The organism is Novipirellula rosea (assembly GCF_039541335.1).
Taxonomy (GTDB): Bacteria; Planctomycetota; Planctomycetia; order Pirellulales; family Pirellulaceae; genus Novipirellula; species Novipirellula rosea.
The window spans coordinates 959,709-984,550 of record NZ_BAABGA010000120.1 but is presented as its reverse complement, the minus strand read 5'-3'; the positions used below and the strand labels follow the sequence as shown (position 1 = coordinate 984,550).

Here is a 24,842-nt window from a genome sequence, read left to right as displayed (position 1 = left end):
CCTGTTCGCCGTGAACCGGATGGGTTCATTTGAATTCGCCTCCTGGATCCACCGCCAGCATGCCGATGCACGACAGCCTTCCTGACGAGCAGATCGCCGCTTACGAAGCGGCGATTGCCGAACTGGCGTCGTCCACACCAGCGGGCTCGGACGCCAAGGTCGTCAAACGACTTCGCCACCAATTTGGCAGCGACGCGTTTTACGAATTGATTGCGATTGCACGGTTGCAACGCAAAGCTCGCCAAAAACTGGGCGAGGGTGTTTGGTGGGCGACCGACCGTGCGTTGCAACAAGCAACCGCGTGGCAGGTGGCAAAGCTAAAATCGAGCTGGTTCGGCGATCACTTGGTGTACGACCTGTGCTGCGGCATCGGTGGCGACGCATTAGAATTAGCCCGCCGCGGTGCGCCCCATGGCGGCGTGGTCGCAGTCGACATGGATCCGGTGATCCAGCAATACACCGAGGCGAATCTTCGCAAAGCGGTGTCCGGCGACTCAGCCACGGCGGGAACCATCAAAACCGTTTGCGAAGACGTGCTAAAAATCGAGATTCCTGCGAATGCGGCGATCCATCTCGATCCTGATCGACGCGCCGACGGCAAACGGACGACACGTCCCGAAGACTACCAACCTTCGCTCTCGCAAATCTTGCCACGGATCGAAGCGGCCCCGGCCGCGATCATCAAATTGGCGCCGGCAGCCAAGATCGAGCTGGCCAAAATCGAACTGGACGATCGCACCCATCGAGCATGGATTTCGCTCTCGGGCGGCGTACGAGAACAATCGCTGATTTTCGGCGACGCATTGCCGCGGGGCGAATTCCAACCGGGCTCCGTTTCCGCCTTTGCGGTCCGCAGCGATGGAAGCTACTCGCGGTTTGACGCGAGCGACACGCCGGCGGGCGAATTGGATTCAATCCGCGTGGCCTCGGCCAAGTCGCCAGGGCAATGGATCATTGATCCCGACGCGGCGGTCCGCGCTGCGGGGATGACAGAGTACTTTGCTCGCACCTACGGACTGAAAACACTCGGCGGCCCCACTGGATTTTTGACCAGCGAAGATGAAATCGACGACGCCCGTATGGAAAAAATCCGCGAGATCGCGTCGGTGGGCGAAGTTATTTGGTCGGGAAGTTGTGACGAACGAAAACTTCGCCGCGAGCTTCGGCAACGCAATCAATATGCCGAAAGGATCAAGGTGCGGGGCAGCGGGCACGACCCCGCCGTGCTCAGCAAACGGCTGCGTCCCTGTGGTGAATCGCCGATTGGGTTATGGATTGGAAGGGCAGAAAAGGGCGTTTTTGCGGCATTTACGCGTTAGACGGATAATGCGCCCTGCACACGGCTAGCACCGCTGGGACAGCGTCCAAGGCGGCTTGGATGCCGCATCTTAGTAGCCCAAGCACGACCACAAGGGTGTGACGTTTGCGGTCGTGGTTGGCTACAAAAATCGTTGCGACAGGCGTATCTGTCCGCGACCGACAAGATTCGCCAAGAAATGCTTGTGCCAAACGCCCTCTTTGGGCTTGCGTGAGGAAGCGAAACCCGCATACTTACGCGCTTCCTCCGGCCGCGCCCGTTTTGATACGATCCGGCCTCTGAGGCTGTGGAGCCGGCGTTCGGCGTTTACCGAAATTTATTGATGAATCACAATTTGACTGGAAGGTTGATCCAGCCATGACAGACGTATTGCAGGTCGAGAAGCGTGAGCGAACAGGCTCCGCTGCCACTCGGCGTTTGCGTCAGAGCGGTCGAATCCCCGCTGTATTGTACGGACACGGCGAAGCGACTGAGTCGCTATCGGTCCCATCGGACGAAGTCAAAGCCCTCTTGCGCCATCACGGCAAGACGGTTGAGCTCGCCGGTGCAATCAAAGAAACCGCGATGGTTTGCGCGATGCAGTGGGATCCCTTGGGGATCGAAGTACTGCACATTGACTTGATGCGTGTCAATTTGTCCGAAAAAGTGGACGTGACCGTTTCCATTCACGTGCATGGCGATCCAGTGGGCGTTCGCGAAGGCGGCATCCTGTTGGAAAACCATCACGAAGTCGAAATCCGCTGCTCGGCTGGCGATATCCCTGAGAACGTTGGACTGAACGTTTCCGATCTCCACCTCGGTCAATCGCTGACCGCTGGCGATTTGGAACTGCCCGCCGGCGTGGAACTCGTCACCCCCGCCGACACCGTGGTTGCTCACGTTGAAGAGCCGCGTGCAATGAAGGCCGAAGATGACTCGGCTGAAGCTGCTAGCGAGCCGGATGTGATCGCCAAGGGCGGACCGAAGGACGAGGAAGACTAAGGTCAGTTCACACTGACCTGATCGATCCACTGCCATGAAATTGATCGTCGGCCTAGGAAACCCTGGGCAGAAATACGAACAAACTCGACACAACGTCGGCTTCATGGCAGCGGACAAAGTTGCGGCATTGATCTCTGCCAGCCCTTCGAAAGTTCGCTTCGAGGGGCTCTGGGCTGAAGGAAATTACCGCGGCGAAAAACTCGCGATTTTGTGGCCACAGACGTTCATGAACGCCAGCGGCAAAAGCGTGAGAAAGGCAATTGATTTTTTCAAACTGACCCCCGAAGAAATCGTGGTGATCTGCGACGATTTAAACCTTCCCTGCGGACGTCTGAGGCTGAAAGCCACAGGGTCCTCCGGAGGCCAAAAGGGGTTGGCGGACATCATCCGGCATCTTGGATCCGAGTCGTTCCCGCGACTGAAGATCGGGATCGACCGACCTCCCGAAGGATGGGAAGTCGTCGATTACGTGCTGGGTAAGTTCAACAAAAGCGAACAGCAAACGATCGATGAAGCGACAACCCGAGCCGCCTATGCCTCACTGGACTGGGCAACCCACGGGATTACGCAAACCATGACTGAGTACAACGGGACGGTCCCGGCCAAGCCAAAAGGCAAGACCAAACCACCCCAATGACCTTGCAAGACACGAACTTTGCAAGCCTTTGCGGGACTCAGTAAGCGAGTAAGAAGTTAACCCCAATGCGTTAACGAGACTGACGTTGCGAAACGACGGTCCGAACCCAACGCTGCGGACCCCGAATGCGGAAATGCGATATGGTGCTGGGCAAAATCACACCACCTCGATAACATACCGCTTCAAAACAGAAGATTTTCCGAAACAGCGCTGCGTTCAACGCAACCAATCAGACCGTAGAGAGACGATAAAACCGTGGCGAAAAACACTTACGAAACGCTATTCATCCTCGATAGCAACCAATACGCTCGCGATCCAGGCGGCGTTAGCAAGCAGATCGAACAAATCATCACCGAAAACGAAGGCAACGTGCTCGTTAGCCGGATGTGGATGGAACAACGACTCGCCTACCCTATCGATAAGCACCAAAAAGGTACTTACTGGTTGACGTACTTCGAGATCGAAGGCGAACAACTTGTCAAGATCGAGCGAGCGTTCCAACTGTGCGAACCCATCTTGCGTGAATTGACACTCAAGCTGGATCCTCGCTTGGTTGAGCCAATGCTTGCAAACGCTCGTGGAGAATCCTTCACCCTATCGAATCGCAGCGAAGAAGATGCGGACGATTCCGACGACAACAGCTCGGATGACGCCAACGCAGAAGACGATTCGGTCGTAAGCTCCGAAGCCTAGTATTTGCTCACCGACGGCTGCAGCGGTAGGATGGCGAATAGGTGCATTTTTTGCATCTTAACGCGTCCCAGAAGCATGGCCAGCATCGTGACGCAACTTATGAAGCAAAAACATTTCGACATTTAAAATGTTTCGGGGAAAATCATGGCAAGCTACAACCGCGTCGTTCTTGTAGGCAACATCACGCGTGACATCGAACTGAAGTACACCCAAGGGGGTACCGCGGTGACCGAAATCACGATTGCTGTGAACGACCGCCGAAAGTCAGCTACCGGAGAATGGGTCGAGGAAACGACATTCGTCGATGTGACACTTTGGGGCCGAACCGCAGAAGTCGCAAGCGAATACCTGAGCAAGGGTTCACCGATCCTTGTCGAAGGCCGACTGAAACTTGACATGTGGGAAACCGATGGCCAAAAACGCAGCAAACTGCGGGTAATCGGAGAACGGATGCAGATGTTGAGCGGCGGCGGTGGTGGTGGAGGCGGCGGAGAATCGCGGCAACGAAGCCAACCACAACGACGCGACACGGTCCAAGAGAACAGCTACGACTCGCACGACTACCAAGATTCACACGCGTCTCGCGATACCCAATCCCGGCCGGCGGGCAACCCCGCGGGGCAGCGAGAAGCACAACCGACCGGCAACGGACCCGGTTACGACGATCCCGACATCCCGTTCTAACCTGAACGGCCCCTAAGAACCCATCAATCCATCCATACACACCACCTATTTGTTCACTCGAGTTTTGTGATGCCGAAACCAAAGACTAGCACGGGTCGATCGTTCAAGCGACCATTTAAACGTTTGCCCAAAGGCGCTAACGGTGGCATTCAGCTACTATTGATCCACAATGTCGAGCACCTCGGCAAGCAAGGCGACATCGTCGAAGTCAAATCCGGCTACGCGTTGAACTACCTGCTGCCACAAGGACTCGCGACGGTTGCGACCGACCATCACAAACGAATGGTTGAGAAGCATCGTGAAAAATTGCGAGCCATCGAACTCGAAAAGCTGAAGAGCTACCGCGATATGGCGGACGAGCTTGGCAAGCAATCGATCACGATCGAAGCCAACGCCAACGACGAAGGCCATTTGTACGGCAGCGTCGGCGCCCACGAGATCGTCGATGCCCTCAAGGGTGCCGGATTCACTTTGGCTCAAGACCAAATCCGTTTGGAAGGTCCGCTGAAGGAACTCGGGCTGTACACGGTCAAGGTTCACTTGCATAGCGAAGTCGATGCTGCACTGAAGGTTTGGGTTGTCCCAACCGTGGTGACCGAAGAAGTCTAATTTTTGCTTGATAAAAACAAGACGGCGGGCTTTCGGCATCGCCGTCTTGTTTACTATCATCATCGAATCACGTCGGGGCTGTGGCGGAACTGGCAGACGCGCTGGATTTAGGATCCAGTTCCTTTACTGGAGTGCAGGTTCGATTCCTGTCAGCCCTACTGATTTAAAAAGAGCGGCGGTGTGCATCAGTCACATCGCCGCTTTTTTCGTTATGCACTCGGCCGGCTTGCCAACGCCAGCTGCCGGCTTGCCAGCTGCCAATGCAGCTCGCTTTGGCACGCAGCGGGTGTTTTGGGTAGCGGAGCGGCGCGGGGCCGCCCGTTAAAATTCGAACGCTTTACTCGCTGCAACCGGACGGCTTGTGCCGTGCCGCTGCCAATGTAGATGAGATTGGGCGACCGCTGTTTGTTTGGGTGTTGCCGCAGCAACGAAGTTGCGGCCGGGATTGGCGTCAAGATTAGTAAATCGCTGCCGCCCCAGCGCAAACGGCAATCACGGCGAAATCGCCCAACTCAACGCAGTGATTAGCTTCAAATTCGTTAGCACTCATTGACCTTAGGTCAAATGGGAAATAAAGTTTCCCCGTAAAAGGCGTTGTTATTCGTGGTTTAGGGCCGCCAATGCCTTATTGTTTGGGACCGCTCAAAGATGTTTGGGGCTCCCCTTTTGATCTGTTTTTAATCTCTCACTTACAAACCACGACGGTTCCTTCAGAGACTTACTATGGCAAAGAAAGCTGGCTCAGCTGATAAGATGGTTTACTACTTCGGTAAGACAAAAACCGAAGGCCGTGGCTCAAGCAAAGCAATCTTGGGCGGCAAAGGTTTGAACCTTGCTGAAATGACCGCGATTGGTCTTCCGGTTCCTCCCGGATTCACGATCACCACCGCAGTATGCGACGCGTACTACAAGTCCGGCGAAAAAATGCCCAAGGGCTTGATGGACGAAGTTAACGAGGCTGTCAAAACACTCGAAAAAGAACTGGGCAAAAAGTTCGGTGACGATGCGAACCCACTGCTCGTCAGCGTTCGCTCGGGTGCAGCCGTCAGCATGCCCGGAATGATGAACACCATTCTGAACCTTGGCTTGAACGACGCGGCCACCGAAGGTCTGGCCAAAGCCACCAAGAACGAGCGATTCGCTTATGACGCTTACCGCCGTTTGATCAACATGTTCGGTGACGTGGTGATGGGGATGGACCATCATCAATTCGAAAAAGCGTTTGACGACATCAAGAAGAAGTACAAAGTCAGCGAAGACACCGAAGTTCCCGCCGAAGGTTTGAAGCAACTTTGCGAATCCTACAAAGCGGTTTACAAAAAGTCGACTGGCGAAGATTTCCCACAAGACCCGATCAAGCAGCTTGAACTTTCGATCATGGCTGTGTTCGGTTCGTGGAACACCGCCCGCGCCGTTCGCTACCGTGAAATCGAAGGCATCCGTGGCCTGCTCGGAACCGCCGTCAACGTTCAATCGATGGTATACGGCAACATGGGCGACGATTCGGGAACGGGTGTTGCATTCACTCGTAACCCCAACACCGGAGAAAACAAATTCTTTGGTGAGTTCCTAATCAATGCACAGGGCGAAGACGTTGTCGCCGGTATCCGCACCCCACAACCGGTTGCGGAAATGCCGAAGTGGAACCGAGCGGTTCACAAAGAACTGATCGCGATCAAGAAGACGCTCGAAGATCACTACGCTGAAATGCAGGACATCGAGTTCACGATCGAGCGTGGCACGTTGTACATGCTGCAAACTCGTACTGGCAAACGCACCGGAGTCGCGGCAGTCAAGATTGCTTGCGACATGGTCAAGGAAAAATTGATCGATCAAAAGACCGCCGTCTTGCGTGTTCCTGCGAACGACTTGACCCAATTGTTGCTGCCTAGCTTCAAGCCGACCGCGCGTAACGCTGCGGACGTTTTGACCCGCGGCTTGCCTGCTTCGCCAGGTGCATCGGTTGGTAAGTTGGCGTTCAGTGCCGAAGAAGCACGTGAACGAGCCGACGCGGGCGAAAAGGTGATCTTGGTTCGTAAAGAAACCAGCCCCGAAGATGTTGACGGCATGAACGCGGCTGCGGGCATTTTGACCAGCACCGGCGGAATGACCAGCCACGCGGCGGTCGTCGCTCGCGGTTGGGGCAAGTGCTGTGTTGCCGGTGCCGGCGAAGTGGAAATCAACGAAAAGAGCAAGAAGATCAAAGTCGGCGGACGCACCTTCGGCGTCAAGGACATCATCAGCCTTGACGGCACGACCGGCGAAGTCATGTCGGGCGAAGTGGAAACACAAGAACCGAAACTTTCAGGTGACTTTGCCAAGTTGATGAAATGGGCCGACGAGTACCGCACGTTGGCGATTCGCACCAACGCCGATTCGCCTGCGGACAGCAAGCGAGCTCGCGACTTTGGTGCCGAAGGCATCGGACTTTGCCGTACCGAGCACATGTTCTTTGACCCTGAGCGAATCACGCACATGCGTTCGATGATTTTGGCTCAAGACGAAAAAGATCGTCGTGCAGCACTGAAGAAATTGCTTCCTTTCCAACGCAAAGATTTCGAAGGCATCTTCAAGGCGATGAACGGATTGCCCGTCACCATCCGTTTGCTAGATCCACCATTGCACGAATTCTTGCCTCACGAATCGGCTAGCCAAAAGATCGTGGCAAAAGAGTTGGGCGTTTCGGCCAACGAAATTGCCAAGCGTGGCGAAGCGCTTCATGAGTCCAACCCGATGCTCGGTCACCGTGGTTGCCGCTTGAGCGTGACCTATCCGGAAATCCTTGAAATGCAAGTTCGTGCGATTGTCGAAGCGGCAATCAACTGTGCAGGCAAGAAGATCAAGGCTCAACCCGAGATCATGATCCCGCTTGTCGGAACCGCGAACGAATTGGAACTGCTTCGTGGCAAAGTCGAACAGACCATCGAAGAAACCAAGACTGCCAAGAAGTTCAGCGGCACCTTGGATATCTCGATCGGTACCATGATCGAAATTCCACGTGCTTGCTTGACCGCGAACGACATTGCGGCTCACGCAGACTTCTTCAGCTTCGGCACGAACGACTTGACGCAAATGACGTTTGGTTACAGCCGTGACGATGTGAACACGTTCCTGCCGGATTACATCCATCAAGAAATTCTTGAGGTGGACCCGTTCCAATCGCTCGACACCTCGGGTGTGGGCCAATTGGTTGAAATGGGTGTCGCCAAGGGCCGTAGCGTCAAGAAAGACCTCAAAGTCGGTATCTGTGGCGAACATGGTGGCGACCCTGCGTCGATCACGTTCTGTCACGAAGCGGGCTTGAACTACGTCAGCTGCAGCCCGTTCCGCGTGCCAATCGCACGCTTGGCGGCGGCACAAGCAGCACTGAACTCGAAGAAGTAGTTCCGCGTTCTCGAACGCCTGTAAAAATCACTCTCGAACAGCGGCCCAAAACGGCCGCTGTTTTTTTATGTTCGTATCCCTGTGCCCTCGTCGAAAACAGTCGTTCCGATTACCATTTTCGCATGGAAAAAACAAACATTGCCATTGTTGGCCTGGGAACTGTTGGCACCGGTGTCGCGAAACTGTTGCTCGATCATGGCGATCGCACGTCGCGACATGCTGGCCGCACATTGTGGCTGAAAAAGGCGGTCGTACGCGATCTCGCCAAACCACGTGACGTCGATCTTCCGGAAGGAGTCGCGACCGATTCGCTTGACGACGTGATCAATGATCCCGAGATTTCGGTCGTTGCTCAATTGATCGGCGGCTTGGAACCGGCCCGATCGATCATGCTGCGATTGCTCGAATCAGGCAAGGACATCGTCACGGCAAACAAGGCGTTATTGGCCGAGCACGGACCGGAATTGTTTACGCGGGCTCGCGAGCTTGGCCGCAGCATCGCGTTTGAAGCGTCGGTGGCCGGTGGGATCCCGATCATCGCCAACGTCAGCCAATGTTTGTCGGCCAACCAAATTCGCTCGCTCGAAGGCATTTTGAATGGCACCAGCAACTTCATCGTCACGCAGATGGACGAAAAAGGGGCTCCCTACGACGTCGTCGTTCGCAAGGCTCAAGAACTAGGCTATGCCGAAGCCGATCCGACAATGGATGTGGACGGCACCGACGCGGCTCAGAAGCTGGCGATCCTGGCCCACCTGGCATTCGGAGCGACCGTTAATTGGTCGGACATTCCACGAATCGGGATCGACGGCTTGGATCCCGATGATTTGCGATACAGTCGCCAACTCGGTTACCGCATCAAATTGTTGGCCCTTGCGAATCTGGCCGACGATGGACTCGAACTCTCCGTGGCTCCAACCTTGGTCCGCATCGGCACGCCGCTGGCCGAAGTTCGCGACGCCTTCAACGCGATCCGTGTGGTCGGCGATGCCGTGGGTCCGGTGTTCTATCACGGCTTGGGTGCCGGTCAGATGCCGACCGCTTCGGCCGTCGTCGCAGACTTGATCGACACCGCGGTCGGTCGAACCCGTTTGACGTTCCAAACGCTCGAATATTTCTCGATTGACAATCCTCCGCGTGCGAAGCTTCGCGACGCTGATACGTTGGTGGGGCGAAACTATCTGCGGCTCAGCGTGGCGAATCATCCAGGCACGCTGGCATCGATCACTGCCGTGCTTGCGAAGCACAAGATCTCGATCGCGTCGGTGATGCAGCACGAGGGCGAAAACGGATCTGCGCATCTTGATCCGGTCCCCTTGGTGATCATGACGCACGAAGCGACCGAGGGTGCCGCCCGGGCCGCGACGCAAGAAATCGAATCACTCGATTCGATCACAGGTCCGGTTGTACGGCTTAGAGTGAAGGATTAACGCCCCCCCGGGTCCCTTTGCTCACGTTTTTGCCATGTTCGCTCATGAATCGCTGTCCTTTGCCATAACGGGGGCTACGATTCCGTAGCGGTTTCGTCATGCGCTCGCGATCACATCCGGTAGCCCAACGATGAGGGTGCGGTCGCCCGTGCGAACAACCGCTATGACCGTGTTGACCGTCACCCGACGATTCAACCGACCACGGCAATTAGATCCCGGGGCAGATGGGCATCCATGATTCACGTACAACATCTCACAAAGACCTACGACGATCTCAATCGTGGTCGCTTTATCGCCGTCGACCGTGTTTCCTTCACGGTCGCGCCCGGAGAAATCTTTGGGCTGCTAGGGCCCAACGGCGCTGGCAAAACCACCGTGCTACGCATCTTGAGCACCGTATTGAGCCCGACCTCGGGTATCGCAAACGTCGCCGGTCATGACGTTGTGCAGGATCCCGCCGAAGTGCGGCGACGCATCGGATTCGTCAGCAACAACACCGCGATGTACGACCGCATGACCGCCTGGGAAATGGTCGGCTACTTTGGTCGTTTGCACGGCATGTCTCGTGACGAGCTTCGCGAACGACTCGAGACGTTATTCACTCAATTGCGAATGAACGATTTTCGTGATGTCCCGGGCGCGAAAATGTCGACCGGCATGAAACAAAAAGTCTCGATCGCCCGCGCCTTGGTTCACAACCCTCCGGTGTTGGTGTTTGACGAAGCCACGCTGGGGCTCGATGTGATGGTGGCGCGCAACCTGTTGGCGATCGTGCGGGATTTGCGTGACGCCGGCAAGTGTTTGATCTTCTCGACACACATCATGAGCGAAGTGGAAAAACTGTGTGACCGAATTGCGATCATGCACCAAGGCCGAATCCTCGACAGCGGCACACTGGAAAACCTACGACAACGCCATGGACAAGAAGACTTTGAAGAAGTCTTCTTCGACCTGCTTAGCCGACATGAACAAGGGGACGCGGAAGTGCAAGGACTGGCAATCTCAGGAGCATTCGCATGAACCTCTCTACAAAACAAAAGCGACAAGCCGCCGAAAACGCCGACAAATTACGCTGGTCCTCGGTCTGGCTGATCTATGCTCGCGAGATGCGAGACCAACTGCGTGACCGCCGGACGTTGTTTACGATCGCGGTTTTGCCAGTGCTGCTTTACCCGTTGGTCGGAACGCTGCTGTTACAGATGGTTCAGTTCACCCAACAACATTCCACCAGTGTGTGTGTGATCGGCACCGACCATTTGGTAGGCGTCCCCGCTTTGGTCGGCGAAGATTGTTTCGCCGAAACCCTGGTTCCCGCCGACGACCCGCTGCAAGTGGTGACGTATCCATGGGACGACATAAACTCGCGTCGCAGCGTTCCCGAACGCGCCGAAGATTGGGTGAGTAGCGGGATGTTCGATGTGGTGGTCGTCGTACCACCGGAATTCAAGCAGCCCGAACAGCGGCTAAAAAATGACGAAGCGGCGATCCAATTGCTCTACAATGTGGCCTCGGATCAATCGATGGTTGCCCGCGAACGCGTTGCCAAGATTCTGGGAACATGGCGATCGGGTTGGATCAACGAGCGATTGACGGAATCCGGCATCGACATGATGTCGCTCGAACTATTCCAGCTCAACGATATCGATATCGCACCGGCCAGCACTCGCGAGGCAGCGCTGTGGAGCAAACTGCTGCCGTTTATCATGTTGATTTGGGCGATGACGGGTGCGTTTTACCCGGCGATCGATTTGGTCGCTGGCGAAAAAGAACGTGGCACGCTGGAAACGTTATTGTGCAGCCCGGCACTTCGCTCGGAAATCGTCGCTGGCAAACTTGCCGCCGTGACGACCTTTAGTATGCTGACCGCGATCCTGAACGCTGGCAGCATGTTGGTGACCAGCTCGTTCGTGATCGGACAAATCAGCTTTGGGGGTGGTGCAGGCGCGATCGGGGCGCCGCCGATTGGCCCGATGCTGTGGTTGCTGGTTGCACTCGTGCCGTTGTCGACGCTGTTTAGTGCATTGGCACTCGCGGTCGCTGCGATGGCGCGAAGCAGTAAAGAAGGCCAATACTATTTGATGCCGCTGATGATGGTCACGTTGCCGCTAGTGATGTTACCGATGTTGCCCGGCACGACATTGACGGTCGGCACCAGTTTGATTCCCGTCACGGGAATGTTTTTAATGGTCCGTGCGTTGGTCGAAGGCCAATACGGAATCGCGCTTTGGCATTTGCCGATGGTGGCCGGCGTCACGGTCACATGTTTGTGGATGGCGTCGCGTTGGGCACTGAAACAATTTGATGATGAATCGGTGCTGTTTGGCAGCAACGAGCAATGGGAACTGCGGCAATGGGTCCGGCACCTGTGGCGTGACCGTCAAATTGCGGCGACCCCAAGTCAAGCGGTTGCCTGTGGCGCTGCGATCCTGGTCGCATTGTTCTTTGGCAAACTAGCGGTCACTGAAATGCCGACCACGTTTTCGGGCATCAGCAAATTAGTGCTGATGCCGCAGCTTGGTTTGATCCTGGCTCCGACTCTATTAATGGCAACCGTGCTGACGACATCCCTACGAAAAAGCCTGCGGATTCGCATGCCGCACTGGACGACGCTGCCGTTGGGCGTGCTGCTGGGCTGTACGCTGCATCCTACCTACGTGATGTTGGCATCGTGGATTAGCCATATGTACCCGGTCAGCGAGCAAGCGATGGCTTCGATGAAGCCATTTGCCGACCAAATCGCCGCCGCCCCTTGGGTTTCGGTCGTATTACTAATGGCACTGGTACCGGCGATTTGCGAAGAGCTTGCCTTCCGCGGCTTTATCTTTGGCGGCTTGGAACGCCAAGGTGGCCGACTGCGTGCGGTGGTCGTCACCGCGATCCTGTTTGGGATCTCGCACGGGGTTTTACAGCAATCGATCGCTGCCACGGTGATGGGATTGATGCTGGGATGGATCGCACTGAGAACCGGATCCGTTTTACCAGGCATCTTGATTCACTTCACCAACAATGCGTTATCGGTTTCGCTTCAGCGGATCACCGAAAGCAGTTGGGGTGGCGCATCGATCTTCTTGCGAACGACCGAGCAAGGCCCCGAGTATCAACCGTTTTGGATTGTGATCAGCATGGGCATTGCCGTCACCTGTTTGCTGTATTTTGGATCGCTGCGAAGTGCAGACGAAGAAATCGAAGCGGATCAAATCCACACCGATGAACCGATTGTCGATCCGACCACAAGTTTCGCGGGCGCGTAGTGCGACCGTCAGCGTTTTTTATCGCGGAGCCGCTGTGGGAGGATCACATCCGCGTGTCGTGAATCAATTCACGCGCCCCACGACTCGCCAAGCTTTCGCTTGCCTGGTCCGCGAGCGTTTTTGCACACGATTCCCATTGCATGGGATCAAATGCAATCGATCGGCTTTCGTCCAACCGCTGCGTTCCATCGGTCGACAACACCACCGCGTCGAGAGAAAGCACGCCATCGTTGATTTGGGCGTAGGCGGCAATCGGTGCCAGACAGCCACCGTTGAGCGACGCTAACAAAGTTCGCTCGACCGTCACCGTGGCCCGGGCGTGAACGTGATTCAATGTTCCCACGATTCTCTGGACCGCTTCGGCATCGCGGTGCACTTCGATCGCGAGCGCTCCTTGGCCGGGCGCGGGCAACATCTGATCGAGCGGCAATTCGACACGCGACACCTCGTCCATTTGCAAACGAGTCAAACCAGCCGATGCCAACATGATCGCGTCGTATTCGCCCACACGCAGTTTTTCGAGCCGTGTTTGGACGTTGCCACGAATCGGTTGGACATCCAGATCGGGTCGATGATGCCGCAGCTGTGCCGCACGCCGACGGCTGCCGGTGCCGATCTTGGCTCCCTTGGGCAACGTCGCAATGGTCCACTTGGAATGGGACACCAAACAATCTTGAACCACCTCGCGCTGCGGCACTGCGGCAAGCACGAGGTTCGGATCGACTTCGGTCGGCAGGTCTTTTAATGAATGGACAGCGATATCGGCCTCGTCATCCAAAATCGCTTGTTGAATTCGCTTGGTGAACACGCCGACCTGCCGGCCCGATTCGATTGGACGCATGTCGGTATCCCCACCGCTGACCATTGGCACCAATTTCGTGGCGAAACCCGCGGAATGAAGTAAACTAGCGACATGCTCGGCTTGCCACATCGCCAACGGGCTCTCACGCGTCGCGATCCGCAACAGTCGGTCCGCCGCAGCAGCGTCAGAACCTGCGGGAGTGGAATGAGGGCCAGCCGATTGTGGGTCAGACAAGAGATCAACTTCCGTTATGCGAAGTGCAGGAAAAAAATAGGAAAGCGAGGTAAATACCTTGGCTCGGCGGAGTGACAACACAACTCGTGAGGAAACGCCGCAGAATCCTCACGAATCCTACCGAATCCTGCGGTTCTGGTCATCCATACAGGCACGTCGGTCTATAAAAATGAGTTCCTTCGCCTAGAATTAGCGTTTCAATAGATGAGCCATATGGCTTCCCCCCCCAGCATAAACTTTCCACCCAGTGCAGGGCAGCTGGTACCCCGCGATCTTTCCAGCAACTCTTTCGCTCCAAAGATACCTTGTCGTGCCTGAACCGTCCTCCTCCGACCTGATTCCCCACGTAGACGAGCCGCCAACCTGTGATGGTGGTGGCGAGTCGAGCGGTGACTTTTCGGAACTCGACCTTTCTGGATCCGCTCTTTTTGATAGCTCGGGACACAAGGCGGCCACGGTAACCGAGGACCAATCGGAGCCGATGCCTGAGCAGCTTGGCGATTATGCACTGAAGGAAAAACTCGGCAGCGGCGGCATGGGGCAGGTGTTTTTAGCCGAACATGTTCGCATGCAGCGGACCGTCGCGCTGAAAATGTTGCCAGGGCAATTAATGAAGGATCAACAGGCGGTGGATCGCTTCTATGAAGAGATCCGAGCTGCCTCGCGAGTGCTGCATCCCAATATCGTCGCGGCGTTTGATGCGGGCGAGGATCATGGCATCCATTACTTGGCAATGGAGTACGTCGATGGGATGACGTTGACCAATAGGGTGGCCACCCGGGGTCCCATGTCCGTCGGCGAAGCGGCATCGATCATCCGCCAAGCGTCGATGGGACTATTACATGCTCACCGCGCCGGCATCATTCACCGAGATGTCAAACCGGGCAACATCATGCGATCCAAGGACGGCACGGTCAAAGTGCTCGACCTGGGACTCGCTCGCATTAGCACCGCAGGCTTGACCACGCGTCATCCAGCGGTGCTCGCAGCGCAAAAAGCAGACTCGGCCAGCAAAGACATCGTCAATGCACGTCCAGCGAAAGGGCGTTTGGTCGGGACATTGTCATTTATGTCCCCCGAGCAACTCGAGGACGCGGACACCGCCGATTCACGAAGCGACATCTATTCGCTCGGCGCGACGTTGTATTTCTTGCTGACCGGCCAACCCCCGTTTACCGGTGAATATCTCGAACAGGTTTACGGGCATCGCCACGGCGAGATTCCTGATTTGATGCAGGTGCGTCGCGATGTTGACATGCAGTTCGCCAACCTGTTTCGGCGAATGATGGCCAAGAAGCCGCATGCACGTTACACGTCGCTTGACGAAGTGATCGAAGACCTTGGCGAATACGCAGACAAAACCAATGAACCGCAATGGTTAGCCGAATTTGCTCTCCGCCAACCGATCGGTGAAGGTTCCACGTTTGTGGGCGGATCGACATCGGCCCATATCGCCAACGTGTTGGCGTTTGATATGGGGATGTTTTACGCTGCCGCCGCGGAAGCCTCGCCGCAGGGCGGGGTCAACACGCTGTATGCCGGAGGCGAAAAACGTCCGCTGTTTCGCATGTCGATCGGCAGCGATGCGAACCAATTGTTCTTTGGTGACGAGGCGATGAAGCGGCGTGCGACGCATTCCAAGAGTCTGGTGCATTGTCTGCCCATGTATATCGGCAAACAATTTGTCGAACGGCCGATCGCGGGTCAAAAATGTCCTCCTGAAGTCCTGCTCGCATTGTTGCTAAAACGACTTGCGCGGAACGCTTGGCATCTCGAGGGCACGCCTGCCGCGGTCGCGATCACGGTTCCCTCCAGCTATGATCAGCTCCATCGCCAAAGCATCCTGCAGGCGGCACAAATGGCGGGGTTAAAAACGGTTCGTTTAATTGACCGCAGCGTCGCGGCGGCCCAGTCGTTGTTGCTGCCGCCCGTGGCGGAATCCGCACGAAGCGAAGTGGCGATGACTTCGCTCGATACCACCACGGACCAGAACATTTTGTTTCTGGGTTTGACCGGACAAGGCACTGACGCAGCCGTATTTCATCGCGACGCAAGCCGCATGAAACAAATCTCGACTGCGGGACATTGGCACACCGGCACGCTGCCTTGGATGCAGCGATTGGTCGATATGGCAGCCGCCGCCTTCCAAAAAAATCATGGAGTGGACCCCCGTAAATCGGCCCAAGCGCCACGGCTGCAAATCGCTTGCGAAACCGCAATGCACTCATTGATGTTGATGCCCACCACTAAGGTAACGCTCGAGTTTGGTGGTGTTGAGAAAACCGTCACGCTGGTTCGGTCCGAATGGCTGCAGGCGTGCGAGGATCTGGTCGATGGCGTTCGTAAAGCGATCAAGTCGGCGTGCCACTATGCATCGCTATCGCGTAAACGGATCGATCGAATCGTCACGCTGGGGGCGCTCTTGCGTTTGAATGAGATTCGCAGCGAGATCCTGCGAGGACTCAACGAACAGATCGTGGTGCAAGTGGTTGACCGAACCGATGTCGCTCGAGGTGCAGCGGCTTGTTTGGCGAGTGAGCTGCCGGGACGTGGTAGCATCGCCATGCCGCCACAATCGGTCACCAGCCAAACGATCGGCATTCTCGTGGAAGCCTCGCAAGGCCGACGCCGCATTATGCCCATCGTCCCGCGTGGCACCGCCCTGCCCGCTCGCACGAATCGCCGCTTGACCGTGGGGGACACCCAAGAAACGATGGCGTTATCGCTTGTCGAAACCGCAGGGGTCAAACGTGACGATTGGCATTCCTTGGGACGCTATGATTTCAAAATCGATCCGATCGCGCATGGTCAAGAAAGTCGCTATCGAATGATTGGATTCGAGGTGAACGTCAACGGAATGTTGGTCGTTCGCGCGCAAACCCCGGGAACGCCGGGCAGCACCCGGCTCGGCACCCTGCCTAAACCGATGCTGAGCGAAGAAGAGATCGCCACCTGGACTCGCTGGGTCGACAAGTTCGATTGACCTGTTGCGTCAAGCCAAGCTACGGTCGCAGCCTTGCTACGGAAGAAGCATTGCCACCAGCATTCCGAAAGCGGTTGCAAACGCGACGGTCAACGACAAACTGATCGCGTGCAGTATCCAGTAACCGAGTCCTCGCATGCCTCGCGACGCCAGCAAGTAGATCAACGACGCCAGCGGCCACGTCAGAAAAAAGACAAATTGAAGACTCCAGGGACGTGGCCGCGACCGCAGATGCGAATCGATCCAAAACCACATGGTCGCTGAGGTGGCAAACCCCAGAGCACACAACAGGCCTAGCAGGCCATTGGTCTGTGTGACAGCTTGCATTGCCCCCGAGCACGCCGCCATCACGTAGAGTGCGACCACGGCAAACCGGCGGTAGACAATCCGGCTGTGATGAAGTGACGCCAATGGATTTGCTGCGATAGCCATCCGAGAATCTCCCAAGGAACAAGGGAAACGACGCGAGACACGCCAGCGAGTCATTGTAACAAGCCGCCCAAGCAGCCGCTTAGTAAGAAAGTGGGGCGTCGTTTATCGCCCCCACTGAGCAAAGCGACATCAATTCGACAACACCACTGCACTCAAAACGATCACACCTCCAGCACGGCGTACGGTCTCGCAACGATCACGCCGTGATTTCCCGGCGGCAAACAAAGTGCATAAAGTGTTACTACAGCAAGACTTAGGACACACCTAAAAATTCTTGCCCAAAAAAGTTTCACGATCATGTTTCACGGCACGATCGTAGCATCTAAAGAGGAATGAGATCTTGAGTCGGGGTTTGACTTAAGAGAGAAACAATTTTGGGGAGTTCGAAGAAGATGTTTTCAATCACAAAATGGATCGCGGTTCCCGCAATCGCAGCCTGTTTTGCCCTTGCTGCGGACACCTCAACTGCGGAAGCCGGAAATGGATTCTTGCGGGTTGGGGGCCTCCATATCTCTGTAGGGGGAAATGGATACGGTCATGGGCACTATCAACATTACACGCCGCGTTACGGCAGCTCGTACCGCTCGTATTATGGCGGGTACCATGGTGGCTACGGACACGGCTATGGTCACGGTTATTACCACGACACCAGCCACTACGATTACCATCCCACGGAAATTATCCGTCATGGCAACCACTATCACGTCCAACCGGGGCATTACGATTGGCACCAAACCGGTCACTGGCACCACTAGTGCCTCGCCCCCAAAGGACCACGAAAAAACGGCACGCCTGAAAGGGCGTGCCGTTTTTTAATGCATTGATTTCTGCTTGCTGACTACCAAGGTCCGCGGACGTAGTAGACACCAAATTGATCGGTGTGACTTGGCCAGCCGGGAGTCGCATAGAAGCTGCCGGGGGCTGCGGCACCGGGATAATTTGCATTACGTCCGTACTGGTGATGCACGGGATACATCAAGTTCTGGCTGACGCCCCACGACAACGTTTGCCGCATGTGGGCGGTCGGTGGCACGACTAGAGCCAAGGGTTGGCCATAGTTTTGATGGTAGTAGGGGCCGTGCCAGGGGCGATCCATGGCAAAGTTTTGATTCCAAATATGTGTCACGGCGTAGGGATCCCCTGCGGTCGCATTGCTTTGCATTACGCCACAAAGGGTCGCCACTAAACCAGCAGCAAGGACAAGTCGTTGAATCATGATTCATTCCCAAAAATAGGAGGTGCGAGTGTCGGGCTGTGTGTTTTCTCGGCAGCCCCCCAAAAATCGTTAGCGAGGAATCCGCAGATAGTTCCAATAAACATTGCTGGCCGCTTGTTTGACGGGCGGGTACCAATAGGTGGCTCGCGTGCGGTTCATTCCTCGTCCATTGTCATAATAGTTGTGGAATCGATCCTTGTGCGCGTAAAGCATTTCTTGCGGGTAAAACGGCTGATACGTGTAGAAGGTATGCCCGACATTCGGCGGTACCGGCACAGGCGACAGGTACATTTGAGCGTTAGCCCGGTTTGCATTGCCCTGGGTATAATAGTTGTAAAACAGGTCAGGAGTGCCGTACTGACGCTGGATCCCCACCCCACCGACGTAGCCGTCGCTGCTGACGATATCGCCGGCGTATTGAGTGTTTCCACCGACTTGAGTGTTTCCACCGACCACTTCGTCGCTGACGACATGGGAGCTGACGATGCGTTCACCGCGACCAAAGTGTTGGGCGGAAGCCGTTTGGTTCATGACCGCGACCATGGCAAGTGACGCCATGGCTGCGATTCCGAGCATGGTTTGACGTTTCATCCTACGGTTCCTCCGACGAACCCAATCTAATTTTCACGTGCGGTAGCCCAGGACAAACTCGACGAGGGCCAATGGGGGGTCTGGCAATGCAACTCATTTCCAGAAAGATTCCTACGTCATTGTAATTCGGGCTAAATCCCCTGCCTTCATGATTTTTTGCTCACTTGCTCGCCCAGCTCCGCGTGATCAGCGGTTTCGCTGCGATGGCTTTGATCGCTATAACCCCTTTACCGGTGCAGAATCTTCCGAGATTGCCCTATCGAGCGAATCAGCTGTAAAGCGTACAAATTACGCAGGTTGACGAGGCAAGAATGCCGAAGAAGAAGCAGCGATCGAACTTCCGGATCGATCTTCCCGACGGCTGGCGGTTGCCGTTAAACAGAGAAATTCAACTCCGATTCGAAAATCCGCAGGACTGACCAAAAGGACTTCAAGGCGTGGCCAAACGGCAAAAACGAAACTCATCTTCGCAATCCAGCCGAAAAGGCACTTCCAAAAACAACGGCGAAAGCAACGGATCTCTGTTTGACGCGGTCGATGACCAATTGCTGACGTCGATCCCGCTGCGGCAAGCCGCGCAATCACGGTACCTCAACTATTCGTTGTCGGTGATCACCAGCCGGGCGTTGCCGGACGTGCGTGACGGGTTGAAGCCGGTCCAGCGGCGAATTCTGTACACGATGAACCAACAAGGTCTCAACGCGACCGCGAAGCACCGTAAATGTGCCAAGGTCGTCGGGGACGTGATGGGTAATTACCACCCCCACGGTGACAGTTCGATCTACGAAGCCTTGGTGCGGATGGCGCAGGCGTTCTCGCTTCGTATGCCGCTGATCGACGGCAGCGGAAACTTCGGCAGCGTCGACGGCGACAACGCGGCGGCGATGCGGTACACCGAGTGCCGCATGACTCCGATCGCCAACGAGGTGCTGGCCGACCTGGCCACTCGCACGGTCGCCTTTAAACCCAACTATGACGGCAGCCGCGAAGAACCGGTCGTATTGCCCAGCCGCGTCCCCAATTTGTTGGTCAACGGCGCCACGGGAATCGCCGTTGGGATGGCGACCAACATTCCGCCGCACAACCTTAAAGAGGTTTGCCAGGCGCTGTTGAAACTGCTTCGCGATCCCGAGATCAAAGACTACCAACTCGTCGCCAACGATGCGGTCCAAGGCCCGGACTTTCCCACCGGCGGCGAGATTACCAATACCAAGGAAGAGCTCCGCGAGATCTACAGCACCGGTCAAGGCACGATCAAGCTGCGTGGCACCGCCGAGCTGAACTCAAAAACAAAAGGCAGTCCGGTACTGCAGATCACCTCGATTCCGTTTGGGGTTAACAAGTCAGCACTGGTCGAGCGGATCAACGAGATCATCTACTCGGGCAAGTTGCCGTTGGTGATCGAAGCGCGTGATTTGTCAACGGACGAAATTCGCGTCGACTTGATGTTGAAAAAAGGGGCCGACGAAAACAAAGTCCTCGCCTACTTGTATCGGCACACCGATTTCCAAAAGAACTTTAACGTCAACATGACGTGTCTGGTTCCCACCGAAAATCCGGAGGTGGGCGCCCCTAACCGCTTGGGACTCAAGGAGATGCTTTGGCACTTCTTGCATTTCCGATTGGAAGTTTTGACCAAGCGGCTCGAGAACGAACTGAACGCGTTACTGCGGCGGATCCATATTCTCGAAGGCTATGCACTGATCTTCGATGCTTTGGACGAGATCATTCGGATCATCCGAAAATCCGAAGGCAAGGCCGACGCGGCAATGAAAATCATGAAACGGTTTCCCGCAGCCAAAGGGGGGCTCGATGAAGAGCAAACCGACGCGATCTTGGAACTGAAATTATATCGTTTGGCCCGACTCGAGATCGATTTGATCATGAACGAGTTAAAGGACAAGCGAAAACGAGCCAACGAGATCAAGAAACTGCTGGACGAAGATTCGAAAGACAACTACCAATCGGGACGCTGGACGATCGTCCGCACCGAGATTGAATCGTTGATTGACGCTTACAACAAAGACCCGTTTGCGAGACGACAATCCAAGATCAATACCGTCGCCGAAGAAATCGAGTACGCCGCCGAAGACTTTATTGTCGCCGAAGATTGCCACGTCATGGTGACCAAAGACGGTTGGGTGAAGCGACAAAAACAGATTGCCGATCCGAGCAAGAGTCGGCTGCGTCAGGGCGACGAAGTGCTGACCTGCGTTTCAGGTAACACCGTTTCGTCGATTGGATTTTTCTCGTCGCTTGGTGTTTGTTACACCACCCGCATGATCGACATTCCCGCGTCGACGGGATTTGGCGAACCGATCCAAAAGTTGTTCAAACTGAAGGATGGCGAACACATCATTGCGGCGATGTCGTTTGACCCACGCGTGATCGGCGACATTCAAGAGGACCCGAAAAGGCCGGACTTGTGTCCGCACACCCACGCCTTCGCGGCGAGTTCCAACGGATTCGCACTTCGCTTTGGCTTAGCCGGTTTTGCCGAACCCTCCACGCGAAGTGGTCGCCGGTTTGCTCGCGTGGCCCCCGGAGCGTCGATCATCGACGTCGTGGCGATCCACGGCAGCGAAGTGATCCTCGCCGTTTCAGAAAACTGTCGAGCGATGGTCTGTGCTGCCGAAGAAATCAATTACTTGTCCGGTGCGGGCAAGGGAGTCACGTTGATCCGCTTGTCGAGCGACGACCGATTGCTCGGCTTCAAACCCTCGACAGGCGATCGGGATCTGATGACGGTTCAAACCAATCGAGGAGCGAAGAAGACGATCTCGACGGCCAAATACCGCGTTACCTCGCGTGGCGGCCGTGGCACCGAGATTCAAAAGAACGGCAAGATTGCCGAGATCGTAACTCCTCCACCCGCTGCACCTGAAACGTTCGACGAAAACTGAATATGAGTACTGCAACCAAAACTTACAGTGCGAAGGATATCGTTGCCCTCGAAGGTCTCGATCCTGTTCGCAAACGTCCCGGCATGTATATCGGCGGCGTGGGAATGGCCGGACTTCACCATTTGATTTGGGAAGTCGTGGACAACTCGGTCGACGAAGCGATGAACGGTCACGCGACCGAGATCACCGTGACGCTGCACAAAGGCGGCTCGAGTGTGACCGTTAGCGACAACGGCCGCGGTATCCCCGTGGACAAACACCCCAAAACCAAAAAGCCAGCACTCGAAATGGTGCTGACGGTGCTGCACGCAGGCGGCAAATTTGACGGCGAGAACTACAAAACGGCGGGCGGATTGCACGGGGTCGGTGCGTCGGTCGTCAACGCGTTGTCCAAAGAACTGACGGCCGTGGTCCGCCGCGACGGCGCCCAGTACCGGATGATGTTTGAGCGAGGCGTTGCCAAGACGGGGCTGCAAAAGTTGAAAGGGGCCGTTCGTGGCACCGGAACCACGATCACGTTTAGCCCCGACCCCACGATTTTCCCCAAAGTCGATTTCGATAGCGAAACCATTCGCACCCGATTGGAAACCGCCAGCTTCCTGCATCGCGGCGTCAAGGTCACCTACATTGACGAAGTCGCGGGCACCAAGGTCACGTACCTGCACGAGCAGGGAATCGTCGATTACTTGGCCAAGGTGCTGAAGGATCGCTCGGCGCGTCCGATACACGAATCGCCCTTCACGCTGCGAAAGGACGACGACATTCGTATGGAGTTGACGCTGCAGTGGACCGAATCGACCGACGAACATGTCCGCAGCTACGTCAACGGGATTCCCACCGGCAACGGCGGTACACACGAGAACGGATTCCGCAGCGGGCTGAACAAAGCGGTTCGTAATTACATCGACACACACAGTTTGACACCACGCGGCGTGAAGATCTCGCATGAAGACATCCGTGAAGGGATGGTCGCGATCGTGTCGATCTTTATCGCGGAACCCCAATTCCAAGGGCAAACCAAAGACCGCTTAAACAACCCCGAAGTCCAACCGTTGGCCGAAGCGGCGATCCGACCGGCGTTGGAACAGTGGATGAACAACAATCGTTCGATCGCGGATTCGATCATCGCTCGTATCATCGCTGCGGCGAGGGCACGCGCGGCGTCGCGAGCCGCGTCGGATGCGGTCTCGCGTAAAGGTGGTGCCAAACGGACGATGTTGCCTGGTAAGCTGAGCGATTGCTTGGCGAGCGGAAAAGGCAACTCGGAATTGTTCATCGTCGAAGGTGACTCTGCAGGCGGCAGCGCCAAACAAGGCCGTGATCGAAACAATCAAGCGATTCTGCCGCTGCGGGGAAAGGTGCTGAACACCGAGAGCGCAACGCTGAAAAAGATCGTCGAGAACAAAGAAATCCAAGACATGGTTGCCTCGCTGGGCTGTGGTATCGGTCCGAACCTAAACCTGTCATCGCTGCGTTACCAAAAAATCATCCTGCTGGCTGATGCCGACTCGGATGGACATCACATCACGACGCTGTTATTGACCTTCTTTTATCGGCATATGCCCGCGTTGATCGCCGACGGTCATCTGTTCATCGCCGTTCCACCGCTGTATCGCATTGATATCGGCAAAGAAACCTATTGGGCGAACGACGAAGAGCATCGCGAGCAGATTTTGGCCGAGCATGCCAAGCGAGCCAAACCCGAGATCACACGATTTAAAGGTCTCGGCGAAATGATGCCCAAAGTCCTTTGGGAAACAACGTTGAACCCCAAGACGCGTCGTCTACTAAAAGTCGAAGTCGACGATCAACTTGAGACCGATCGAGTGATCAGCGACTTGATGGGACGCGATGCATCCGCTCGTTTCCGATTTATCATGGAACGCGCCGAAGACGCCGAAGAAATCGACGTGTAACAAATTTCGGGTTAGCACTACCGCGAGGGGGGGCTCGCGGTGTACCGCTAGCAGCCGATTCTTAGCAGCCGATTAATGACGGGTTCCCGTCAACAAATCCTGCTCGGCATCGTCGTTTTGAATCCACCGCAGCTTGGCGGTGCGGCGGCGGCGATGCCCATTAATAGGGTGAGAGGTTCGTGAAACACGCCTCCAGATGTTGCGATCATGATATTTCGTTTATCGTAGCAACGCGTGTTTCAACATGTCGCGTTTGAAACCAACTGCGGCCGTCAAGGAATCGCTTGACGACGAGTCGATCATGAATCAGGACGCAGCATCAATCTTGCTGCGATTTCCTCGTTTGACACCCTACCATCCAGGAGCAATCCCGATGTTTAAGAAGATTTTATTTGCAGGCGTGTTCGTTCTAGCCGGCGTTGTGATGACAAGTAGCGCGGATGCGGCCAACGGTCGTTATTCACGTCACAGCGGGCACCATCACGGCAGCCACCACCGTGGACACCATGGCATCCACCATAGCTATCGGGCTCCGGTGCACCATGGACATCACTACGGGTCTCATTATCGGGCTCCGTATCGATCGTATTACGGTGGCGGCTATGGCTACCCGTCTTACGGACGTTACGGAGGCTACGGTTATCGTGGCGGATCCGGCATCTCGATCGGACGTGGCGGTTTCTCGCTGTACCTAGGACGCTAAGTCCAACCTTCCCAGTGGAGAACAATTGTCCTCAACGGCTCGCTTTTCTTAGCCAGTTCCGCCGGCGGAACAATT

19 protein-coding genes and 1 tRNA gene are annotated in these 24,842 nt (G+C 55.8%); 16 read left to right on the top strand and 4 right to left on the bottom strand.

From position 1 onward, the window contains the following. Positions 1 to 29: 29 nt before the first annotated feature. The 11 genes from ABD971_RS35760 (at position 30) to ABD971_RS35710 (ending at position 12,987) form a co-directional block, all read left to right on the top strand. Positions 30 to 1,319, top strand: a complete 1,290-nt coding sequence (locus ABD971_RS35760; protein WP_345328499.1) for a class I SAM-dependent methyltransferase — start codon at positions 30 to 32, stop codon at positions 1,317 to 1,319. Positions 1,320 to 1,675: 356 nt separating this feature from the next. Further along, positions 1,676 to 2,299, top strand: coding sequence for a 50S ribosomal protein L25 (locus ABD971_RS35755; protein ID WP_339945387.1), 624 nt, complete (start codon positions 1,676 to 1,678; stop codon positions 2,297 to 2,299). A 34-nt stretch (positions 2,300 to 2,333) separates the two neighbouring features. Next, complete coding sequence (pth, locus tag ABD971_RS35750) at positions 2,334 to 2,936, top strand: aminoacyl-tRNA hydrolase (protein WP_345328498.1); 603 nt, start codon at positions 2,334 to 2,336, stop codon at positions 2,934 to 2,936. Between the two features lie 255 nt (positions 2,937 to 3,191). Beyond that, the gene (gene rpsF / locus ABD971_RS35745) at positions 3,192 to 3,629 is read left to right on the top strand and encodes a 30S ribosomal protein S6 (RefSeq protein ID WP_339945391.1); all 438 of its coding nucleotides are present in this window, start codon (positions 3,192 to 3,194) and stop codon (positions 3,627 to 3,629) included. Between the two features lie 144 nt (positions 3,630 to 3,773). After that, entirely contained in the window at positions 3,774 to 4,313 is a 540-nt protein-coding gene (gene ssb / locus ABD971_RS35740) for a single-stranded DNA-binding protein (protein WP_339945393.1), read from the top strand. A gap of 69 nt (positions 4,314 to 4,382) precedes the next feature. After that, positions 4,383 to 4,922: a 50S ribosomal protein L9 gene (gene rplI / locus ABD971_RS35735; RefSeq protein WP_008694035.1), complete on the top strand. Its 540-nt coding sequence runs from the start codon at positions 4,383 to 4,385 to the stop codon at positions 4,920 to 4,922. A 74-nt stretch (positions 4,923 to 4,996) separates the two neighbouring features. Continuing rightward, a tRNA-Leu gene (locus ABD971_RS35730) sits at positions 4,997 to 5,080 on the top strand. A 565-nt stretch (positions 5,081 to 5,645) separates the two neighbouring features. Beyond that, the gene (ppdK, locus tag ABD971_RS35725) at positions 5,646 to 8,306 is read left to right on the top strand and encodes a pyruvate, phosphate dikinase (RefSeq protein WP_339945396.1); all 2,661 of its coding nucleotides are present in this window, start codon (positions 5,646 to 5,648) and stop codon (positions 8,304 to 8,306) included. Between the two features lie 122 nt (positions 8,307 to 8,428). Beyond that, complete coding sequence (locus tag ABD971_RS35720; protein ID WP_339945398.1) at positions 8,429 to 9,736, top strand: homoserine dehydrogenase; 1,308 nt, start codon at positions 8,429 to 8,431, stop codon at positions 9,734 to 9,736. Positions 9,737 to 9,970: 234 nt separating this feature from the next. Then, positions 9,971 to 10,756, top strand: coding sequence for an ATP-binding cassette domain-containing protein (locus ABD971_RS35715; RefSeq protein ID WP_345328497.1), 786 nt, complete (start codon positions 9,971 to 9,973; stop codon positions 10,754 to 10,756). Further along, positions 10,753 to 12,987 (top strand): ABC transporter permease subunit/CPBP intramembrane protease, encoded by a 2,235-nt coding sequence (locus tag ABD971_RS35710; RefSeq protein WP_345328496.1) that lies wholly within the window; start codon positions 10,753 to 10,755, stop codon positions 12,985 to 12,987. Before ABD971_RS35715 ends, ABD971_RS35710 begins: the two co-directional genes overlap by 4 nt. A 43-nt stretch (positions 12,988 to 13,030) precedes the next feature. On the opposite strand, the gene hemC is transcribed toward ABD971_RS35710, so the two are convergent. After that, positions 13,031 to 14,023, bottom strand: coding sequence for a hydroxymethylbilane synthase (gene hemC / locus ABD971_RS35705; RefSeq protein ID WP_345328495.1), 993 nt, complete (start codon positions 14,021 to 14,023; stop codon positions 13,031 to 13,033). A 310-nt stretch (positions 14,024 to 14,333) separates the two neighbouring features. Here hemC and ABD971_RS35700 point away from each other — a divergent pair, with 310 nt between their 5' ends. Next, complete coding sequence (locus ABD971_RS35700; protein ID WP_345328494.1) at positions 14,334 to 17,006, top strand: protein kinase domain-containing protein; 2,673 nt, start codon at positions 14,334 to 14,336, stop codon at positions 17,004 to 17,006. 36 nt (positions 17,007 to 17,042) lie between these two features. On the opposite strand, the gene ABD971_RS35695 is transcribed toward ABD971_RS35700, so the two are convergent. Beyond that, positions 17,043 to 17,438 (bottom strand): hypothetical protein, encoded by a 396-nt coding sequence (locus ABD971_RS35695; protein WP_339945408.1) that lies wholly within the window; start codon positions 17,436 to 17,438, stop codon positions 17,043 to 17,045. 392 nt (positions 17,439 to 17,830) lie between these two features. Here ABD971_RS35695 and ABD971_RS35690 point away from each other — a divergent pair, with 392 nt between their 5' ends. Next, complete coding sequence (locus ABD971_RS35690) at positions 17,831 to 18,193, top strand: hypothetical protein (protein ID WP_339945410.1); 363 nt, start codon at positions 17,831 to 17,833, stop codon at positions 18,191 to 18,193. An 83-nt stretch (positions 18,194 to 18,276) separates the two neighbouring features. Here the strand turns inward: ABD971_RS35690 and ABD971_RS35685 are convergent, their stop codons facing one another. Continuing rightward, positions 18,277 to 18,600 carry a hypothetical protein gene (locus ABD971_RS35685; protein WP_425571425.1) on the bottom strand — a complete coding sequence of 108 codons (324 nt, stop codon included), beginning with the start codon at positions 18,598 to 18,600 and terminating at the stop codon, positions 18,277 to 18,279. A gap of 123 nt (positions 18,601 to 18,723) precedes the next feature. Beyond that, the gene (locus tag ABD971_RS35680) at positions 18,724 to 19,245 is read right to left on the bottom strand and encodes a hypothetical protein (RefSeq protein WP_339945413.1); all 522 of its coding nucleotides are present in this window, start codon (positions 19,243 to 19,245) and stop codon (positions 18,724 to 18,726) included. Positions 19,246 to 19,682: 437 nt separating this feature from the next. Between ABD971_RS35680 and ABD971_RS35675 the strand changes: the two genes are divergently transcribed. The 3 genes from ABD971_RS35675 to ABD971_RS35665 all read left to right on the top strand — a co-directional run bounded on the left by ABD971_RS35675 (position 19,683) and on the right by ABD971_RS35665 (position 24,767). Beyond that, entirely contained in the window at positions 19,683 to 22,148 is a 2,466-nt protein-coding gene (locus ABD971_RS35675; RefSeq protein ID WP_339945415.1) for a DNA gyrase/topoisomerase IV subunit A, read from the top strand. 2 nt (positions 22,149 to 22,150) lie between these two features. After that, positions 22,151 to 24,064, top strand: a complete 1,914-nt coding sequence (locus ABD971_RS35670) for a DNA gyrase/topoisomerase IV subunit B (RefSeq protein WP_339945417.1) — start codon at positions 22,151 to 22,153, stop codon at positions 24,062 to 24,064. A gap of 244 nt (positions 24,065 to 24,308) precedes the next feature. Continuing rightward, a complete protein-coding gene (locus ABD971_RS35665; RefSeq protein WP_339945419.1) occupies positions 24,309 to 24,767 on the top strand; it encodes a hypothetical protein in 459 nt (152 codons plus the stop codon). The last annotated feature ends 75 nt before the right edge of the window (positions 24,768 to 24,842 follow it).